25 protein-coding genes are annotated in these 16,473 nt (G+C 68.3%); 22 read left to right on the forward strand and 3 right to left on the reverse strand.

The features are described from left to right. Nucleotides 1-81: 81 nt before the first annotated feature. The 20 genes from rplE to truA all read left to right on the forward strand — a co-directional run bounded on the left by rplE (nucleotide 82) and on the right by truA (nucleotide 11,625). A complete protein-coding gene (gene rplE, locus VJT49_RS30470) occupies nucleotides 82-645 on the forward strand; it encodes a 50S ribosomal protein L5 (RefSeq protein ID WP_324168422.1) in 564 nt (187 codons plus the stop codon). Further along, nucleotides 645-830 (forward strand): type Z 30S ribosomal protein S14, encoded by a 186-nt coding sequence (locus VJT49_RS30475; RefSeq protein WP_027940989.1) that lies wholly within the window; start codon nucleotides 645-647, stop codon nucleotides 828-830. Before rplE ends, VJT49_RS30475 begins: the two co-directional genes overlap by 1 nt. A 94-nt stretch (nucleotides 831-924) precedes the next feature. Next, complete coding sequence (gene rpsH, locus VJT49_RS30480; RefSeq protein ID WP_324168423.1) at nucleotides 925-1,323, forward strand: 30S ribosomal protein S8; 399 nt, start codon at nucleotides 925-927, stop codon at nucleotides 1,321-1,323. 17 nt (nucleotides 1,324-1,340) lie between these two features. Continuing rightward, nucleotides 1,341-1,880: a 50S ribosomal protein L6 gene (rplF, locus tag VJT49_RS30485; RefSeq protein ID WP_324168424.1), complete on the forward strand. Its 540-nt coding sequence runs from the start codon at nucleotides 1,341-1,343 to the stop codon at nucleotides 1,878-1,880. 2 nt (nucleotides 1,881-1,882) lie between these two features. Beyond that, nucleotides 1,883-2,308 (forward strand): 50S ribosomal protein L18, encoded by a 426-nt coding sequence (gene rplR, locus VJT49_RS30490; protein WP_324168425.1) that lies wholly within the window; start codon nucleotides 1,883-1,885, stop codon nucleotides 2,306-2,308. A gap of 35 nt (nucleotides 2,309-2,343) precedes the next feature. After that, nucleotides 2,344-2,988 carry a 30S ribosomal protein S5 gene (gene rpsE, locus VJT49_RS30495; RefSeq protein WP_324168426.1) on the forward strand — a complete coding sequence of 215 codons (645 nt, stop codon included), beginning with the start codon at nucleotides 2,344-2,346 and terminating at the stop codon, nucleotides 2,986-2,988. 2 nt (nucleotides 2,989-2,990) lie between these two features. Continuing rightward, nucleotides 2,991-3,176: a 50S ribosomal protein L30 gene (rpmD, locus tag VJT49_RS30500; RefSeq protein WP_324168427.1), complete on the forward strand. Its 186-nt coding sequence runs from the start codon at nucleotides 2,991-2,993 to the stop codon at nucleotides 3,174-3,176. Further along, nucleotides 3,173-3,619: a 50S ribosomal protein L15 gene (gene rplO / locus VJT49_RS30505; protein WP_324168428.1), complete on the forward strand. Its 447-nt coding sequence runs from the start codon at nucleotides 3,173-3,175 to the stop codon at nucleotides 3,617-3,619. Before rpmD ends, rplO begins: the two co-directional genes overlap by 4 nt. A 246-nt stretch (nucleotides 3,620-3,865) precedes the next feature. Next, nucleotides 3,866-5,173 (forward strand): preprotein translocase subunit SecY, encoded by a 1,308-nt coding sequence (secY, locus tag VJT49_RS30510; RefSeq protein WP_324168429.1) that lies wholly within the window; start codon nucleotides 3,866-3,868, stop codon nucleotides 5,171-5,173. Next, entirely contained in the window at nucleotides 5,170-5,724 is a 555-nt protein-coding gene (locus VJT49_RS30515; protein ID WP_324168430.1) for an adenylate kinase, read from the forward strand. Before secY ends, VJT49_RS30515 begins: the two co-directional genes overlap by 4 nt. A 16-nt stretch (nucleotides 5,725-5,740) precedes the next feature. After that, nucleotides 5,741-6,517 carry a type I methionyl aminopeptidase gene (map, locus tag VJT49_RS30520; protein ID WP_324168577.1) on the forward strand — a complete coding sequence of 259 codons (777 nt, stop codon included), beginning with the start codon at nucleotides 5,741-5,743 and terminating at the stop codon, nucleotides 6,515-6,517. A gap of 192 nt (nucleotides 6,518-6,709) precedes the next feature. Next, complete coding sequence (infA, locus tag VJT49_RS30525; protein WP_004558881.1) at nucleotides 6,710-6,931, forward strand: translation initiation factor IF-1; 222 nt, start codon at nucleotides 6,710-6,712, stop codon at nucleotides 6,929-6,931. Nucleotides 6,932-7,030: 99 nt separating this feature from the next. After that, entirely contained in the window at nucleotides 7,031-7,144 is a 114-nt protein-coding gene (gene rpmJ / locus VJT49_RS30530) for a 50S ribosomal protein L36 (protein ID WP_004558882.1), read from the forward strand. A 201-nt stretch (nucleotides 7,145-7,345) separates the two neighbouring features. Then, entirely contained in the window at nucleotides 7,346-7,726 is a 381-nt protein-coding gene (rpsM, locus tag VJT49_RS30535) for a 30S ribosomal protein S13 (RefSeq protein WP_324168431.1), read from the forward strand. Beyond that, nucleotides 7,723-7,920: a hypothetical protein gene (locus VJT49_RS30540; RefSeq protein WP_324168432.1), complete on the forward strand. Its 198-nt coding sequence runs from the start codon at nucleotides 7,723-7,725 to the stop codon at nucleotides 7,918-7,920. Before rpsM ends, VJT49_RS30540 begins: the two co-directional genes overlap by 4 nt. A 19-nt stretch (nucleotides 7,921-7,939) precedes the next feature. Further along, nucleotides 7,940-8,344, forward strand: a complete 405-nt coding sequence (rpsK, locus tag VJT49_RS30545; protein WP_324168433.1) for a 30S ribosomal protein S11 — start codon at nucleotides 7,940-7,942, stop codon at nucleotides 8,342-8,344. 23 nt (nucleotides 8,345-8,367) lie between these two features. Continuing rightward, on the forward strand, nucleotides 8,368-8,973 hold the full coding sequence (rpsD, locus tag VJT49_RS30550; protein WP_324168434.1) for a 30S ribosomal protein S4: 606 nt from the start codon (nucleotides 8,368-8,370) through the stop codon (nucleotides 8,971-8,973). Nucleotides 8,974-9,064: 91 nt separating this feature from the next. Then, nucleotides 9,065-10,126, forward strand: coding sequence for a DNA-directed RNA polymerase subunit alpha (locus VJT49_RS30555; protein WP_324168435.1), 1,062 nt, complete (start codon nucleotides 9,065-9,067; stop codon nucleotides 10,124-10,126). A gap of 38 nt (nucleotides 10,127-10,164) precedes the next feature. Continuing rightward, the gene (gene rplQ / locus VJT49_RS30560; protein ID WP_324168436.1) at nucleotides 10,165-10,767 is read left to right on the forward strand and encodes a 50S ribosomal protein L17; all 603 of its coding nucleotides are present in this window, start codon (nucleotides 10,165-10,167) and stop codon (nucleotides 10,765-10,767) included. Between the two features lie 63 nt (nucleotides 10,768-10,830). Next, a complete protein-coding gene (gene truA, locus VJT49_RS30565) occupies nucleotides 10,831-11,625 on the forward strand; it encodes a tRNA pseudouridine(38-40) synthase TruA (RefSeq protein WP_324168578.1) in 795 nt (264 codons plus the stop codon). Between the two features lie 239 nt (nucleotides 11,626-11,864). On the opposite strand, the gene VJT49_RS30570 is transcribed toward truA, so the two are convergent. From VJT49_RS30570 to eccE, 3 genes are all read right to left on the reverse strand, one after another. Then, on the reverse strand, nucleotides 11,865-12,041 hold the full coding sequence (locus VJT49_RS30570) for a DUF559 domain-containing protein (protein WP_324168579.1): 177 nt from the start codon (nucleotides 12,039-12,041) through the stop codon (nucleotides 11,865-11,867). Between the two features lie 325 nt (nucleotides 12,042-12,366). Next, nucleotides 12,367-13,089, reverse strand: coding sequence for a hypothetical protein (locus tag VJT49_RS30575; RefSeq protein ID WP_324168437.1), 723 nt, complete (start codon nucleotides 13,087-13,089; stop codon nucleotides 12,367-12,369). Nucleotides 13,090-13,240: 151 nt separating this feature from the next. Next, entirely contained in the window at nucleotides 13,241-14,476 is a 1,236-nt protein-coding gene (gene eccE / locus VJT49_RS30580) for a type VII secretion protein EccE (RefSeq protein ID WP_324168438.1), read from the reverse strand. 2 nt (nucleotides 14,477-14,478) lie between these two features. Between eccE and VJT49_RS30585 the strand changes: the two genes are divergently transcribed. Together VJT49_RS30585 and eccB are read left to right on the forward strand one after the other, a co-directional pair. After that, nucleotides 14,479-14,691 (forward strand): hypothetical protein, encoded by a 213-nt coding sequence (locus tag VJT49_RS30585; RefSeq protein ID WP_324168439.1) that lies wholly within the window; start codon nucleotides 14,479-14,481, stop codon nucleotides 14,689-14,691. 147 nt (nucleotides 14,692-14,838) lie between these two features. Next, complete coding sequence (eccB, locus tag VJT49_RS30590) at nucleotides 14,839-16,449, forward strand: type VII secretion protein EccB (protein WP_324168440.1); 1,611 nt, start codon at nucleotides 14,839-14,841, stop codon at nucleotides 16,447-16,449. The last annotated feature ends 24 nt before the right edge of the window (nucleotides 16,450-16,473 follow it).

Below are 16,473 nucleotides of genomic sequence, written 5' to 3' on the forward strand. Positions count from 1 at the left end.
GACCCGGGTCGGCTACCGCAAGGACGAGGAAGGCCGCAGCATCCGGGTCTCGCGGCGCACCGGTAAGGACCTCTGACCGTCATGAGTGCACCCACCCGTGAGCTGCCCCGCGTGCTGGCCCGGTACCGCGAGGAGATCGTCCCCGAGCTCCAGCGGGGCTTCGGCTACGCCAACGTCATGCAGATCCCGCGGCTGACCAAGATCGTCGTCAACATGGGCGTCGGCGAGGCGACCCGCGACGCGAAGCTGATGGACGGCGCGGTCCGCGACCTGTCGGCCATCACCGGCCAGAAGCCGGCCGTCGTCCGGGCCCGCAAGTCCATCGCGCAGTTCAAGCTGCGCGAGGGCATGCCGATCGGCGCGAAGGTCACCCTCCGCAACGACCGCATGTGGGAGTTCCTGGACCGGCTGCTGACCATCGCGCTGCCGCGTATCCGTGACTTCCGTGGGCTTTCGCCAAAGCAGTTCGACGGCAACGGCAACTACACGTTCGGGCTCACCGAGCAGTCGATGTTCCACGAGATCAACCCGGACTCCATCGACCGCCCGCGCGGCATGGACGTCACGGTTGTCACCACCGCGACCAATGACGACGAGGGCCGCGCGCTGCTGCGCAAGCTCGGCTTCCCGTTCAAGGAGAACTGATGGCCAAGAAGGCTCTGATCGCCAAGGCGGCCCGCAAGCCGAAGTTCAAGGTGCGCGCGTACACCCGGTGCAACCGGTGTGGCCGGCCGCACTCGGTGTTCCGCAAGTTCGGACTCTGCCGCGTGTGCCTCCGTGAGATGGCGCACCGGGGCGAACTGCCCGGCGTCAGCAAGTCCAGCTGGTAATACTCCCAAATTCGCCACAGGCCCTCTCGGCGATTTCTGGGACACCCAGACCCGAGGTGAGAGGGAACCAGGCGAGAAAGGTTGACAGGTCACCATGACGATGACCGACCCGATCGCAGACTTCCTGACGCGTCTGCGCAACGCCAACTCGGCGTACCACGACGAGGTCGTGCTGCCCCACTCGAAGCTCAAGCAGAACATCGCGGACATCCTCAAGCGCGAGGGCTACATCGCGAGCTACCGCTCGGAGCCGGGTGAGAAGCACAAGAACCTGGTCGTCGAGCTGAAGTACGGCCGTAACCGTGAGCGCAGCATCGCCGGCCTGCGGCGGGTGTCCAAGCCCGGCCTGCGGGTGTACGCCAAGTCGACCGAGCTGCCCAGCGTCCTGGGCGGCCTCGGCATCGCGATCATCTCCACCTCCTCCGGTCTCCAGACCGACCGGCAGGCCAAGCGCAACGGAGTGGGCGGGGAAGTCCTCGCCTACGTCTGGTAAGGGAAGGGAGCACAGGCATGTCACGTATCGGAAAGCTGCCGATCCCCGTCCCTTCCGGGGTCGAGGTGACCATCGACGGCCAGCACGTCGAGGTGAAGGGCCCCAAGGGCACCCTGTCGCACACCGTGGCCGAGCCGATCAGGGTCGAGCGGGACGAGGACGGCACGCTGCAGGTCAGGCGGCCGAATGACGAGCGCGAGAGCAAGGCGCTGCACGGCCTGACCCGCACCCTCGTGCACAACCTGGTGGTCGGGGTCACCGACGGGTACGAGAAGAAGCTCGAGATCCACGGCGTCGGTTACCGCGTGCAGGCCAAGGGCAAGGACCTCGAGTTCGCGCTCGGTTACAGCCACCCGGTGCTGATCGAGGCGCCCGAAGGCATCACCTTCAAGGTGGAGACCCCGACGCGGTTCTCGGTGTCCGGCATCGACAAGCAGAAGGTCGGCCAGACGGCCGCGGTGATCCGTCGGCTGCGCCGTCCCGACCCGTACAAGGGCAAGGGGCTGCGCTACGAGGGTGAGCGCATCCGTCGCAAGGTCGGAAAGACGGGTAAGTGATCATGAGCGAGACGCAGGGCACATTTACGGCTCAGCCGTCGGCGAAGAAGCGGAAGCCGATCGGCAAGGACGTTTCGACCCGGCGCCGCGTCGCGAAGGCGCGCCGTCACTTCCGGCTTCGCAAGAAGGTCAGCGGGACCGAGCAGCGGCCCCGGCTGTCGGTGAAGCGCTCCTCGCGGCACATCTACGCCCAGTTGATCGACGACATCGCCGGCCACACCCTGGCCGCGGCGTCGACCATGGAGGCGGACGTGCGTGCGCTGGAGGGCGACAAGAAGGCCAAGTCCGCCAAGGTCGGCGAGCTTCTGGCCGCCCGCGCGAAGAACGCGGGCATCTCCAGCGTGGTGTTCGACCGCGGTGGCAACGACTACCACGGCCGGATCGCCGCGCTGGCCGACGCCGCCCGCGAGGCGGGGTTGGAGTTCTAGAAGATGCAGATTCGCGAGAACGGAAGGAACGCCTGATGCCGGGACGTACACGGCAATTCGGCGGCGGTCAGGGCGGTCAAGGCGGCCAGGGCGGTAACGACCGCGGCGACCGTCGTGAGCGCAGGGACCGTCGCGACAGTGGCCGTGGCGGGGCCGGCCAGGACAAGACCCCGCACCTCGAGCGCGTGGTGGCGATCAACCGCGTCGCCAAGGTGGTCAAGGGCGGCCGCCGGTTCAGCTTCACCGCACTGGTCGTCGTCGGGGACGGCGACGGGCAGGTCGGCGTCGGCTACGGCAAGGCCAAGGAGGTGCCCGCGGCGATCGCCAAGGGTGTCGAGGAGGCGAAGAAGAACTTCTTCCGCGTGCCTCGCATCGCCGGCACCATCCCGCACCCGATCCAGGGCGAGGACGCCGCCGGTGTGGTCCTGCTCCGTCCGGCCAGCGCCGGTACCGGTGTGATCGCCGGTGGCCCGGTGCGCGCGGTGCTGGAATGCGCGGGCGTGCACGACGTGCTGTCCAAGTCGCTCGGCAGTGACAACGCGATCAACATCGTGCACGCGACCGTGGCGGCACTCAAGGGCCTGCAGCGTCCCGAGGAGGTGGCGGCCCGCCGTGGCCTGCCGCTCGAGGACGTCGCGCCGGCCCGGATGCTGCGCCTGCGTGCGGGACAGGGAGTCTAGCGATGGCTCAGCTGAAGATCACCCAGGTGCGCAGCAAGATCGGCACCAAGCAGAACCACCGGGACACCCTGCGGACCCTCGGGCTGCGCAAGATCCGCCAGTCCGTGGTCCGGGAGGACACGCCCATGGTCCGTGGCCTCGTGCACACCGTGCGCCACCTGGTGGAAGTCGAGGAGGTCAGCCAATGACGGCCATCAAGATCCACCACCTGCGGCCCGCGCCCGGCGCGAAGACGGACAAGACCCGGGTCGGGCGTGGTGAAGGCTCCAAGGGTAAGACGGCCGGTCGCGGTACGAAGGGCACCAAGGCGCGCAAGAACGTGTCGCCGGCCTTCGAGGGTGGGCAGATGCCCATCCACATGCGGCTGCCGAAGCTGCGTGGCTTCAAGAACCGCTTCCGCACCGAGTACCAGCCGGTGAACGTGGGCGACATCGCCCGGGTGTTCGGCGACGGTGGCAAGGTCTCCAAGGAGGACCTCGCCGCGCGTGGCCTGGTCCGCAAGGGCAAGCTGGTGAAGGTTCTCGGCAACGGCGACGTCAACGGTGTCAAACTGGACGTCACCGCCGACGCCTTCTCCAACTCCGCCAAGGAGAAGCTCGAGGCGGCGGGCGGTTCGGTCGCCACCGCCTGACCACCGTGTTCCGAAACGGCTCGCCCGGCTCGCCCGGGCGGGCCGTTTCCGCGCGCAGGGGGGATCCTGTGTGCGGGTGCCCGGCCGTCGACTGTTAGAGTCGGCAAAACGCTTCGGGACAACTGTGCCCCGAAGCGTTGCTGGGTTGCCCAGTGACTACCCAGTTGCACTGTGTTCCCGCCGGTCACCCTGGCCGGCCCAGTCGATCGCCGACGAGGAGTCGGCGACGCCGAGGAGGTTCCCCGCGTGCTCAGCGCCTTCCGCTCGGCTTTCGCTACTCCGGACTTGCGCAAGAAGATCCTGTTCACGCTGCTGATCGTGGCCGTGTACCGGATCGGTGCGGTCACGCCGGCGCCCGGGGTGTCCTATCCCAACGTGCAGGCATGTAGTGCGCAGGCCGACCAGACGGGTGTCTATTCGCTGCTGAGTCTGTTCAGCGGCGGAGCGCTCCTGCAGCTGTCGATCTTCTCGACCGGCATCATGCCGTACATCACGGCGAGCATCATCATCCAGCTGCTCACCGTGGTGATCCCGCGGTTCGAGGAGCTGAAGAAGGAAGGCCAGGCGGGGCAGAACAAGCTGACCCAGTACACCCGGTACCTGACGATCGCGCTGGCGATCCTGCAGGCCACCGGGGTGGTCGCGCTCGCCGACCGCGGCACGCTGTTCCAGGGCTGCACCGAGTCGGTCATCCCGGACAACAGCATCTGGTCCCTGGCGGTCATCGTGATCACGATGACCGCGGGCACCGCGGTGATCATGTGGCTGGGTGAGCTGATCACCGAGCGGGGTGTCGGCAACGGCATGTCCGTGCTGATCTTCCTCAATATCGCCGCCCGGATCCCGGCGGAGGGCGCCAACATCATGAGCGGCCAGGGTGGCCTGGTGTTCGCCCTGGTGTGCGTGTTCGGCCTGGTGATCATCGCCAGCGTCATCTTCGTCGAGCAGGGCCAGCGCCGGATCCCGGTGCAGTACGCCAAGCGGATGATCGGCAGGCGGATGTACGGCGGCACCTCGACCTACCTGCCGATCAAGGTCAACCAGGCTGGTGTCATCCCGGTCATCTTCGCGTCTTCACTGCTGTATCTGCCGCAGCTGATCAGCCAGCTGATCGGCGGGTCGGGCAACACCGCGGGCTGGTACGTCTTCCTGCAGAACTACGTGATCAACCAGGGCAACTGGGTGCACGTCCTGCTGTACTTCGGCCTGATCATCTTCTTCACGTACTTCTACATCACGATCACGTTCAACGTGGACGAGCGCGCCGAGGAGATGAAGAAGTTCGGTGGCTTCATCCCCGGCATCCGTCCCGGCCGCCCGACCGCGGAGTACCTGAGTTTCGTGCTCGGCCGGATCACCCTGCCCGGATCGATCTACCTCGGCATCATCGCGATCCTGCCGAACTTCTTCCTGTCGATCACCCAGCAGGGGAACAACCAAAGCTTCCCGTTCGGTGGTACGGCTGTGCTGATCATGGTCGGTGTCGGCCTGGACACCGTGAAGCAGATCGAAAGCCAGCTCATGCAGCGCAACTACGAAGGGTTCCTCCGATGACGCGCCTGGTTCTTGTCGGCCCGCCTGGAGCGGGAAAGGGTACCCAGGCGGAGGCGCTGTCGGCGAAGCTGTCCGTGCCGCACATCTCGACCGGTGAGCTGTTCCGGGCGCATGTCGCACAGCAGACCCCGCTCGGGAAAGAAGCCAAGCGCTACCTCGACTCCGGTGAGCTGGTGCCCGACACCGTGACCAACGAGATGGTCCGTGAGCGGCTGACCGAGCCGGACGCCAAGGCCGGTTTCCTGCTCGACGGGTTCCCGCGCAACACGAAGCAGGCCGAGGTGCTCGAGAGCATCCTGGCCGAGCAGGGCACCAGCCTGAACGCGGTGATCCAGCTGTCGGTGCCCGAGGACGTCGTCGTGCAGCGGCTGATGTCGCGTGGCCGCTCGGACGACACCGAAGAGGTCATCCGCCGCCGCCAGCAGGTCTACCTGTCGGACACGGCCCCGCTGCTAAACCACTACGCCGACGTCCTGATCACCGTGGACGGGGTCGGGGAAGTCGACGAGGTCGCCTCCCGGGTGTTGAACGCACTGCGCGCCCGCGCGTGAGTCCTCGGTGCTGAACTTGTTGCGCCGCCGTCGCACGATCGAGGTCAAGTCGCCGGGCCAGCTGGAGGCGATGCGGGCCGCCGGGATCATCGTGGCCAAGACGCTCGCCCTGATCAGTGCGGCGGCCAAACCGGGCGTCAGCACGGCCGAACTGGACGCGCTCGCCGAGCAGACCATCCGCGACGCGGGGGCAGTGCCCTCCTTCAAGGGCTACCACGGCTTCCCGGCATCGATCTGCGCGTCGGTCAACGAGCAGATCGTGCACGGCATCCCGTCGCGCGGCGCGGTTCTCGCCGACGGCGACCTGATCTCGGTCGACTGCGGCGCCATCCTGGACGGCTGGCACGGAGACTCCGCGGTCACCCTGGCGGTCGGGTCGGTGGCGCTGGAGGACCTGGCGCTGTCGAAGGCGACGAAGAACGCGATGTGGGCCGGGGTGAAGGCCGCGGTCCCGGGCGGCAGGCTCACCGACATCTCGCACGCGGTGGAGACGGCGGCCACCCAGGCGGGCGACTTCGGCCAGATCATCGAGTACGGCGGGCACGGCATCGGCCGGGAGATGCACATGGAGCCGTTCCTGCCGAACGTCGGGAAGCCCGGCAAGGGGCCCCGGCTCGAGGTCGGCGTGACGCTGGCGATCGAGCCGATGCTGACCAGGGGCACGAACAAGACCGTCGAGCTGGACGACGGCTGGACCGTCATCACCGCGGACGGGTCGCGGGCGGCCCACTGGGAACACACGGTAGCGATCACCGCCGACGGCCCCTGGGTCCTTACCGAACCGGCCCAGTAGTAGCGGCTACCACACCTCACCCCGGGTTTCGGTGCACGACACGGCGTGCGTACACTGTCAAGCTGGCGTACTCATCACGCCGAGTCCAGCGCGCTCGTGAATTCTCGCGTCTTTGGAGTCGGGGTGGGGTGTGTGCGCCGAACCACGCTGGAAGCCAGACGCTGCTCAACCAACCACGAAACGCGGAGGGACATGGCTAAGAAGGACGGGGCCATCGAGGTCGAGGGTCGCGTGGTCGAGCCACTCCCCAACGCGATGTTTCGAGTCGAGTTGGAGAACGGCCACAAGGTCCTGGCGCACATCAGCGGCAAGATGCGGCAACACTACATCCGTATCCTGCCTGAGGACCGGGTCGTCGTGGAGCTCTCGCCCTACGACTTGTCCCGTGGCCGGATCGTCTACCGCTACAAGTGACGACGGCGAGCAACGGATCAAGAGACAAGTGGCGGACCTCGAGGGGCGGCAGGATGCCGCCGCTGAGCGCGCCGCCGCCAAAGAGAAAGAGCAGGAGACGTGAAGGTTCAGCCTAGCGTCAAGAAGATCTGCGACAAGTGCAAGGTGATCCGCCGGCACGGCCGGATCATGGTGATCTGCGAGAACCTGCGGCACAAGCAGCGTCAGGGCTGATCACCGGCCAGCAGAGCTGACTGACCGGACAACCTCCCCGTACCTGCCGGACCGGTAACGGTCCGGTCCCACCCCCGGATTCCAGGCCGGGGCCGGGATGCCCGGCCGCGTAAGCGGCGGGCGACGACAGCGAGTCGGTCCCGGAACCGGGCGGGGAGCACACCTGGAGCGACAAGGAAACCAGAAGGAGCACTACTCGCCATGGCACGACTCGCCGGCGTCGACCTTCCCCGCGAGAAGCGGCTGGAGATCGCGCTGACCTACATCTACGGCATCGGCCGTACCCGTTCCAAGGAGACCATCGCCGCGACGGCGCTGAGCCCGGACGCCCGGGTCAGGGACCTGACCGACGACGACCTCGTCAAACTGCGGGACTACATCGAAGACAACTTCAAGGTCGAGGGTGACCTTCGCCGCGAGGTGAACGCCGACATCCGGCGCAAGATCGAGATCGGCTGTTACGAGGGCCTTCGCTGGCGTCGCGGGCTGCCCGTCCGTGGCCAGCGGACCAAGACCAACGCCCGTACCCGCAAGGGGCCGAAGAAGACGGTCGCCGGCAAGAAGAAGGCTGGCAAGAAATGAGCGTCCAGGGCAAGAAGGTCGTCCTGGGCGGGCAGCGCCTGGCCCGGACCTCGTGCGTATCGCCCAAGGCGCTCTATGCCCGGCCCATGGCCCTTCGCAACCTGTACACCGACGCCGGCACGCTGATCCGGCGCGGCCAGCGCGAAGCCAGGGAAAACGCCACCGCGGCCGCCCGCGACAACGACCCGCGTTAACGAGGAGAACCACCCACACATGCCACCCAAGTCACGTACCGCCGGGGCCAAGAAGGTCCGGCGGAAGGAAAAGAAGAACATCGCGCACGGCCACGCGCACATCAAGAGCACGTTCAACAACACGATCGTGTCGATCACCGACCCCACCGGCGCGGTGATCTCGTGGGCGTCCTCCGGCCACGTCGGCTTCAAGGGCTCGCGGAAGTCCACTCCGTTCGCCGCCCAGATGGCCGCGGAGAACGCCGCCCGCAAGGCCGCCGAGCACGGCATGAAGAAGGTCGACGTGTTCGTCAAGGGCCCGGGTTCCGGCCGCGAGACGGCGATCCGCTCGCTGCAGGCCGCCGGCCTCGAGGTTGGCACGATCCAGGACGTGACCCCGCAGCCGCACAACGGTTGCCGCCCGCCCAAGCGGCGCCGGGTCTGAGGAACGGGGAGGAGTAAGCACAGATGGCTCGTTACACCGGCCCCGCGACCCGTATCTCGCGGCGTCTCAAGGTTGACCTCATCGGCGGCGACCAGGCTTTCGAGCGCCGCCCGTACCCGCCCGGCCAGCACGGCCGCGGCCGGGTCAAGGAGAGCGAGTACCTGCTCCAGTTGCAGGAGAAGCAGAAGGCCCGCCACACCTACGGCGTTCTGGAGCGGCAGTTCAGCCGCTACTACAAGGAAGCCGCGCGGCGCACCGGCAAGACCGGTGAGAACCTGCTGCAGATCCTGGAGTCCCGGCTGGACAACGTGATCTACCGCGCGGGCATCGCCCGCACCCGCCGCCAGGCCCGCCAGCTGGTCAGCCACGGGCACTTCCTGGTCAACGGCCAGAAGGTGAACATCCCCAGCTACCAGGTGAACAAGTGGGACATCATCGACGTGCGGCCGAAGTCGCTGTCGACGCTGCCGTTCGTCGCCGCCAAGGAGTCCTTCGGTGACCGGCCGATCCCGGCTTGGCTGCAGGTCGTGCCGTCCAACCTGCGGGTCCTCGTGCACCAGCTCCCGGAGCGGGCGCAGATCGAGGTTCCGGTGCAGGAACAGCTGATCGTCGAGTTCTACTCGAAGTGATCGACCGCGGGGGCGGGCCGGATGCCCGTCCCCGCCGCGCCACACCTTTCGGCGTCATATGGCGGGCGCCGGCAGGAAAGGAAGAAAGAAAGTGCTGATTTCCCAGCGACCGGCCCTGTCCGAGGAGCCGATCAACGAGACGCGGTCCCGCTTCACCATCGAGCCGCTGGAGCCGGGCTTCGGCTACACGCTCGGCAACTCGCTGCGGCGGACCCTGCTGTCGTCCATTCCGGGGGCGGCCGTGACCAGCATCCGCATCGACGGCGTGCTGCACGAGTTCACCACCGTCCCGGGGGTGAAGGAAGACGTCACCGACATCATCCTGAACCTCAAGGAGCTGGTCGTGTCCTCCGAGGAGGACGAGCCGGTCACCATGTACCTGCGCAAGCAGGGGCCCGGCGAGGTCACCGCCGCGGACATCGTGCCGCCGGCCGGGGTCACCGTGCACAACCCGGATCTGCACATCGCCTCGCTGAACGGCAAGGGCAAGCTGGAGATCGAGCTGGTCGTCGAGCGCGGCCGTGGGTACGTGCCGGCGCTGCAGAACAAGCAGGCGGGTGCGGAGATCGGCCGGATCCCGGTCGACTCGATCTACTCGCCGGTGCTCAAGGTCACCTACAAGGTCGAGGCGACCCGTGTCGAGCAGCGCACCGACTTCGACAAGCTGATCCTGGACGTCGAGACCAAGCCGTCGATCACGCCGCGGGACGCGGTCGCGTCGGCCGGTAAGACGCTGGTGGAGCTGTTCGGCCTCGCTCGCGAGCTGAACGTCGACGCCGAGGGCATCGAGATCGGCCCGTCGCCCCAGGAGGCGGACACCATCGCCGCCTACGCGATGCCGATCGAGGATCTGGATCTGACCGTCCGGTCGTACAACTGCCTCAAGCGTGAGGGTATCCACACCGTGGGCGAGCTGGTTTCGCGCAGCGAAGCTGACCTGCTCGACATCCGCAACTTCGGCGCGAAGTCGATCGACGAGGTGAAGCTGAAGCTGGTCGGCCTCGGTCTTTCGCTCAAGGACAGCCCGCCCGGGTTCGACCCGACCGCGGCCGCCGTCAGCTACGACGGCGAAAGCTGGTCCGAGAGCGTCGACGGGATTTCGGACAATGGCCACGACGACGGCCAGGACTACGCGGAGACCGAGCAGCTCTAGGCCGCCTACACGCGGCAAGCATTCGATGAGGAGAAGTAATGCCCACCCCCACGAAGGGCCCCCGCCTCGGCGGCTCGCCGGCCCATGAGCGGCTGATCCTGGCGAACCTCGCCACGTCGCTGTTCGAGTACGGCAAGATCACCACGACCGAGGCCAAGGCCCGCCGGGTGCGCCCGCTCGCCGAGAAGCTGATCACCAAGGCGAAGCGTGGCGACCTGCACAACCGGCGGCAGATCATGCGTGTCATCCGCGACAAGGACGTGGTGCACAAGCTGATCGCCGAGATCGGCCCGCACTTCGAGGACCGCAACGGTGGTTACCTCCGGATCACCAAGACGCTGCCGCGCAAGGGCGACAACGCCCCGATGGCGGTGATCGAGCTGGTGGCCGAGAAGACCGTGACCGCGGAAGCCGAGAAGGCGCGTGGCACCCGGTTCGCCAAGGACGAGGCTGCTGCCGAGACCCAGACCGAGGCCGAAGCCGAAGCTGCTGCCGAGACCGAGACCGAGGAGGTCGCCGAGGCCGCGGAGTCCGACCAGGACACCGAGGCTCCCGTGTCGGCGACCACCGACGCCACGGCGGAGCCCGCCGAGGGTGCGGAGGACGCTTCCGCGGCCGAGTCCAAGAAGGACGAGTCCTGATTGGATAGTCCCGTCGACGAGCCCGTCGCGCCCTCCGGGGACGGCGGGCTCGTTCGTCTTCGCCTGGACGTCAGCTACGACGGCACGGACTTTTCCGGCTGGGCCCGCCAGCCTGGCCGGCGTACGGTCCAAGGCCTGCTCGAGGACGCTCTTGCCAAGCAGCCGCCCGGGGTGTCGGTGCCGCGTTCCGTCGTGGTCGCCGGTCGCACGGATGCCGGCGTTCATGCCGCCGGGCAGGTCGTGCATGTCGACGTGGTCGTGGGCGAGCAGGGCGTGCCGGAGCTGGCCCGAATGTGCCGGCGGTGGAACCGGTACCTGCCGCCGGATGTGCGCGTGCTCGATGCCCGCGTCATGCCGCCGGGTTTCGACGCCAGGTTCTCCGCGGTTCGGCGGCATTACCGGTACCGGGTGTCCGACGCGCCCTGGGGGGTGGATCCCTTACGCCGTCGCGACACCCTGGCGTGGGGGCGTTCCCTGTCGATCCCGGCGATGAACGAGGCGTCCGCGGCGTTGCTCGGGCTCCAGGACTTCGCGGCTTTCTGCAAGCGGCGGGAGGGTAGCACGACGATCCGCGAGCTGCAGCGCTTCACCTGGCACCGGCAGGACGATCACCTCATCGAGGCCGAGGTCTCCGCCGACGCCTTCTGCCATTCGATGGTGCGCAGCCTGGTCGGCGCCCTGCTCCAGGTCGGAGACGGCAGGCGGGACGCCGTCTGGCCCGCGCAGCTGCTGCGAACCGGTGCCCGCCACAGCCATGTGGCACCCCCGCACGCCCTGACCCTGGTGGCCGTCGACTACCCGCCCGACGCCGAACTCGCCGCCCGCGCCGACACAACCCGCGCGCTCCGCCTACCCTGACCGCGCGTGTCCCGCGCTCCTGTCGTGCGTGGTGTCCCAAATTCCCGGTGTGCGAGTTCGACGTTCTGGCGTGTAGGGCGCGGACCGGAAAATACCCCGACCACGACGGCGGTCGTGGGTGTGCGGGACCGTCCCCGGTCTTGTGGGCATGGTGCGGGGATGCGGTTTGGGTTCTGACCAGGCCTGCCAGCCCTCGCACGCGGAAGGCGGCGTTGATCGCGGCGATCAGCCGGGCCGGGTCACGCACGTCGTCCTCGAATGACGATCCACCCGCTCCGACGGAGGTCCTCCTCCCGATCGGCACCACGTTCCCACCGGCTTTCGTGGGCCGCGTAGCCGTCGTACTCGACCGCGATTCGCAGCTCCGGCCAGGCGAAATCGAGCCGGTCGAGCTCGCGCCCGGAGATGTCGAGAATCTTGAACTGCTGTGCCGGACCCGTCCTCCATCGCCACCGCGCAGCGCGTACTCACTGAGAACACGGCGAAGCTGGGTACGGGTACGGCCCCGTAACCGCAACGACTCCATGTGACGACGTTGTCGCATTCCGCCAGGAGCGTCGGGCGTTCGGGAAATCTGTGGATAAGTTGTGGATAACCGCGCGGCGAATGTGGAACTCAGGCGCGCGGAATAGGGGACTCGCGCGCGCCGAAGGCCCGACTCGCGTGTCGCCAAAGGCCGACTCACCCGTCGCCAAAGGCCGACTCGCGGGTCGCCGGTGGGGGACTCGCGAGTCCTCGGGGTCAGTCGCCGCGGCGGATGGGGCCCAGCAGTTGCTGCTCCTTCTGGGTGGTGACCAGGCGCAGCGGGCGCCACAGGTTCTGGCCAAGGGCGACCATTTGGTCGTCCTTGAGCGTGGTGAGCTGGCGCATCATCTGCGGAGGCAGGCGCCAGATGCGCGCGGCCAGTTCGGCCTGCCCGACGGGCAGCCGCTGCATCAGCACGATGTCCGCGGCGTTGGCGATCGTGGTCGCCTGCGGATGCAGGTACGGCAGTACGTAGACCGTCGTCTGCCAGGGCGACCGCGGCGGGAACAGATCCTGCGGGGTCGGCCCTCCGTCCGTGACGACGAGCAGTGGCGCGTCCTCGGACGGCCGGGGCAGTTCGACCGGCGAGAGCCGCCGGATCTGCACCAGCGGGGAGGGCCGCCCGTTGGGCTGGCTTCCGGCCGCCTTGGGCAGCGATTGCCAGGCCGCCGGCCGTCCGGTCGCGATGACCAACCAGGCCCCGACGGCCATCGCCCGCAGCGCCACCTGCCGGGCCAGGTAGAGCCCGCCGACCAGCACGATCCTGGTTGGCGTCGAACACAGCGCGGAGATCGTCAGCGGTTCGCCCTTCAGCCCGGACCCGACCACGATGCCGCCGCGGTCGCCGGACGGGCTGATCGCGTCCAGGAGGGTGGGGTCCACGGTGAACTCCGGGGCTACCCCGTTGTTCCGCCCAGGGTCACGTAGCCGCAAACTCACGCTGCCCCCTCCGCGATTTCGCGCGCGATCGCGATCGGGCCGACAGGGCACTCCTCGAGAACCTGAGTCACATGATCGAGAAGGGTGCGCCGCCGAGAACTGGGACGCGCCTGGTGGTCACCTTGGCGGCCGCGGCCTGCCAGAAGACTGTTCACGCGGTGCCTCCGATCGGCATAGTGGCCGCGAGTCCCTCGACCTGCAGGCCGCGCAGCGGCGTGAGGGAGACGCCGGCACGGTCGGCAAGGGTGCTGAGGCGGTCGTCGGCGCCGTCGAGTTCGCGGGGGTTGCGGGCGCTCAGCCTGACCACGCCGCGAAGCCCGATCTGGCCCTCGTCGTCGGACGGGGAGATCGACATGGCGATTGTCGCGGAGAGTGCGCGGACGCTGGTCAGCGCGTTGAGCGTGGTGCTGATCTTGCCCTTCGGCCAGCCGGTGATGGCGTAACTGGCGTGCCCGATGCCCGCCGCGGTCACGCTCGTCCAGTTCTCCTTCATCGTCACCCGGGCGCTGTTGCCGGTGACCGCGGTGAGTTCGGCCGCCGAAATGCCGGCGCGCAGCAACTCGTCCGGGTCGAGTGGCCTCGTCGGCACCCCGCGCGACTCGAGCGCGTTGCGCACGCGGGACAGCGCGCCGATCAGGGCCCGATGCGCCCCGACGACACCGCCGCCGCGCTCCCTGATCGCGGCGGGGCAGCGGCGGGGGTCGAGCCGGATGGCCACCCAGGTCGTCCTCCGGGCCGCGGCCGGCAGCGGGCCGAGGACCTCGAGGTAAGAGCTGAGCGCGGGCGACTCGGCGGGCAGCGCGGCGCTGCCCGGGTAGGTGTGCCAGATCATCTGGATCGAATCGAGGACCACCCCGCGGTCCTCCAGGCAGGGCGCGAGCGACGACAGCGGCAGGCTCGGCGCGCCGGCGGCCTGGGTGATCAGCGCCGGTGCCGGCTCGACCAGCAGGACGGCGGTCCACGTGCCCTCGTGCCAGGCCAGGCCGACCTCCTGGCGTTCGTGGTCGATCCCGTGTGCCACCACGAGGTCCGGCACCACCAGCCGCAGGAGGCTGACACGGCCGTCCTCGGGGCCGGTAACGGCGTCGTTCTCCTTCGCGATGGGCTCGGTGGTGGGCGGCGGTGGCGGCGTCGCCAGCCGGTCGTGCGTCCGGAACGAGTAGCGCAGGGTGAGCCCGATCCACTGGGTGAACCACTTCCCGCGCCAGCGCAGGATGGCGATGATCAGCGTCGCGCCCAGCACGCCGACGCCGACGTAGAGCAGGTGCTTGTCGATCGCGAGCAGGATGAGCCCGATCGCCAGCCCGACCTCGAGGACGACGAGGTTGGCGACCGGCAGCGGGCCGAGGCTTGCCCCGAGCGTTCGCCGCCGCGCCGGAGGTGCCACGGGTGGCGGAGCCGGTTCGGACGGCTGGGATGCGGAGGGGCGTCCGGGTCCGCCTGGCCCTCCGGGTCCACCCGGTCCGCCTGGCCCGCGTGGTCCGGTGGGGCCTCCCGGTCCGCCTGCCGGACCCCCTGGCCTGCCCTGACGGGGTGGTGGTCCACCCGGGCGTCCCCTTGGCGGCGGTCCGCCTGGGCCGCCTGGGCGTGGAGGAGTGGTGACGGACATCCGCGCGTTCTCTTCCCCTCGTGCGTACTGCGTGCCTGGACAGCGGCTGGGCCGGAGTTTGAAAGAAACCCGCGCTGGCCGGGTACCGGTACCGCTATCCTGCGAAACCGTACCGCGACTCGGGGAGCTGTAGGTCGAGAATGCCATCAACGCCGACAACAAAGTCTCAGGTCCAGGCATACCGGTTCGTGCTGAAGCGCATGCAGTCCGCGCTGGTCCGGCGCGACTCGGTGATGCTGCACGATCCCATGCGCAGCCATGGGCGGGCGACCATCGTCGGGTTCCTGCTCGGCATGCTGGGCGTGGTCGGCTTCGTGGTGTACGGCCTGCTCAGCCCGTCTCCGGGGGTGCCGGACAGCGGGATCGTCATCGGCAAGACCTCCGGCCAGATCTATGTGGTTTCGGGCACCCCGAAGACGTTGACGCCCACCTTCAACCTCGCGTCCGCGAGGCTGCTGCTGATGTCACAGCAGCAGGGTGGGGGAGCGCAGGTCTCCGACCCGACCGTGGTGCCCGACGACTCGCTCAAGGACCTCCCGCGCGGCCGGCGTACGGGCATCGTGGACGGCCCGCAGCTGCTGCCGACGGCAGGTCAGCGGATCTCCGACAACTGGTCCGTCTGCGACAACCTCGTGATCAACCCTCAACTGCCGGACTCGGTCAAGCTGGCGCAGGCGAAGCGGGAGACGACGGTGCTCGCCGGGGTGCCGAGCCTGGGCACCGAGCTCGCTCCGGAGCAGGCCATCTACGCGGTGGGGGAGAACAAGAAGCGGTACCTCATCTACCGGCGGCCCGCCGATCCCAACGACCCGACCTCGAACAACACGGTGCGGGCCGAGGTCAATACGGCCGACACCGCGGTCACGACGGCCTTCAACCTCAGCGCGGCCACCCCCCGGCCGGTTTCGATCGGTCTGCTCAACTCGATTCCGCCGGAACAACCGCTGGCCGTGCCGAACATCCTGGGCAAGGGTGGGGCCACGCGTTTTCCCACACTCACGACGGCGGGTTTGACCGTCGGCAGTGCTTTCGCGGCGACCAGCACGGGGGCTCCCGACTACTACATCCTGTTGCAGAACGGGATCCAGAAGGTGTCGGAGGGCGTGGCCAAGATGCTCTTCGCCGCGCAGTCGTCCAGTTCCCGGAACGAAATTCCCAAGGTGGGCCTGGACAAGATCACTTCGGTCCCGGTGATCCAGCCCACTGACCCCGCCGCAGTACCGGTGAGCAAGATGCCGGCGGTGACGCCGACCGTGCTCGACCCGCTGCAGTACCCCACCGCGTGCCTCGGGTGGAGCGTGGTCAACAACCAGCCGCACACCGCGTTCTTCGTGGGCTCGAAGCTGCCGACGCCGGATGGGAAGGCCCCGCTCGACATCGGCGAGCCGGGCCCGAAGGGGAAGATCGAGCATTTCTACATGCCGACCGGCAGGGCGGCCGTGGTCCAGTCCGCGACGGGTGCGGACAGCTTCAACAGGGGTCCGCTCAGCTTGATCAGCGACAGCGGCACGGTGTACGGGATCCCGGATGTCAACACGGCGAAGGGGCTCGGGCTCTACGACCCGTTGCCCCGGCCGGCTCCGGACGTGATCATCGGGCTCTTGCCGACGGGCGCTTCCCTGAACGTGGCCGACGCGCAGCGGAGTTACGACAACATCGAGGTCCTGCCGGACAACGGCAGGAACGTGAACCAGGCGGCCCAGAACAGCCAGGTGCCTGCCTCGAGCTCCTCCGGTTCCTCCGGCAACTGAAGCCCCGACACGAAGGGCCCCTTT

It is taken from the genome of Amycolatopsis sp., from assembly GCF_035276945.1.
GTDB lineage: Bacteria > Actinomycetota > Actinomycetes > Mycobacteriales > Pseudonocardiaceae > Amycolatopsis_E.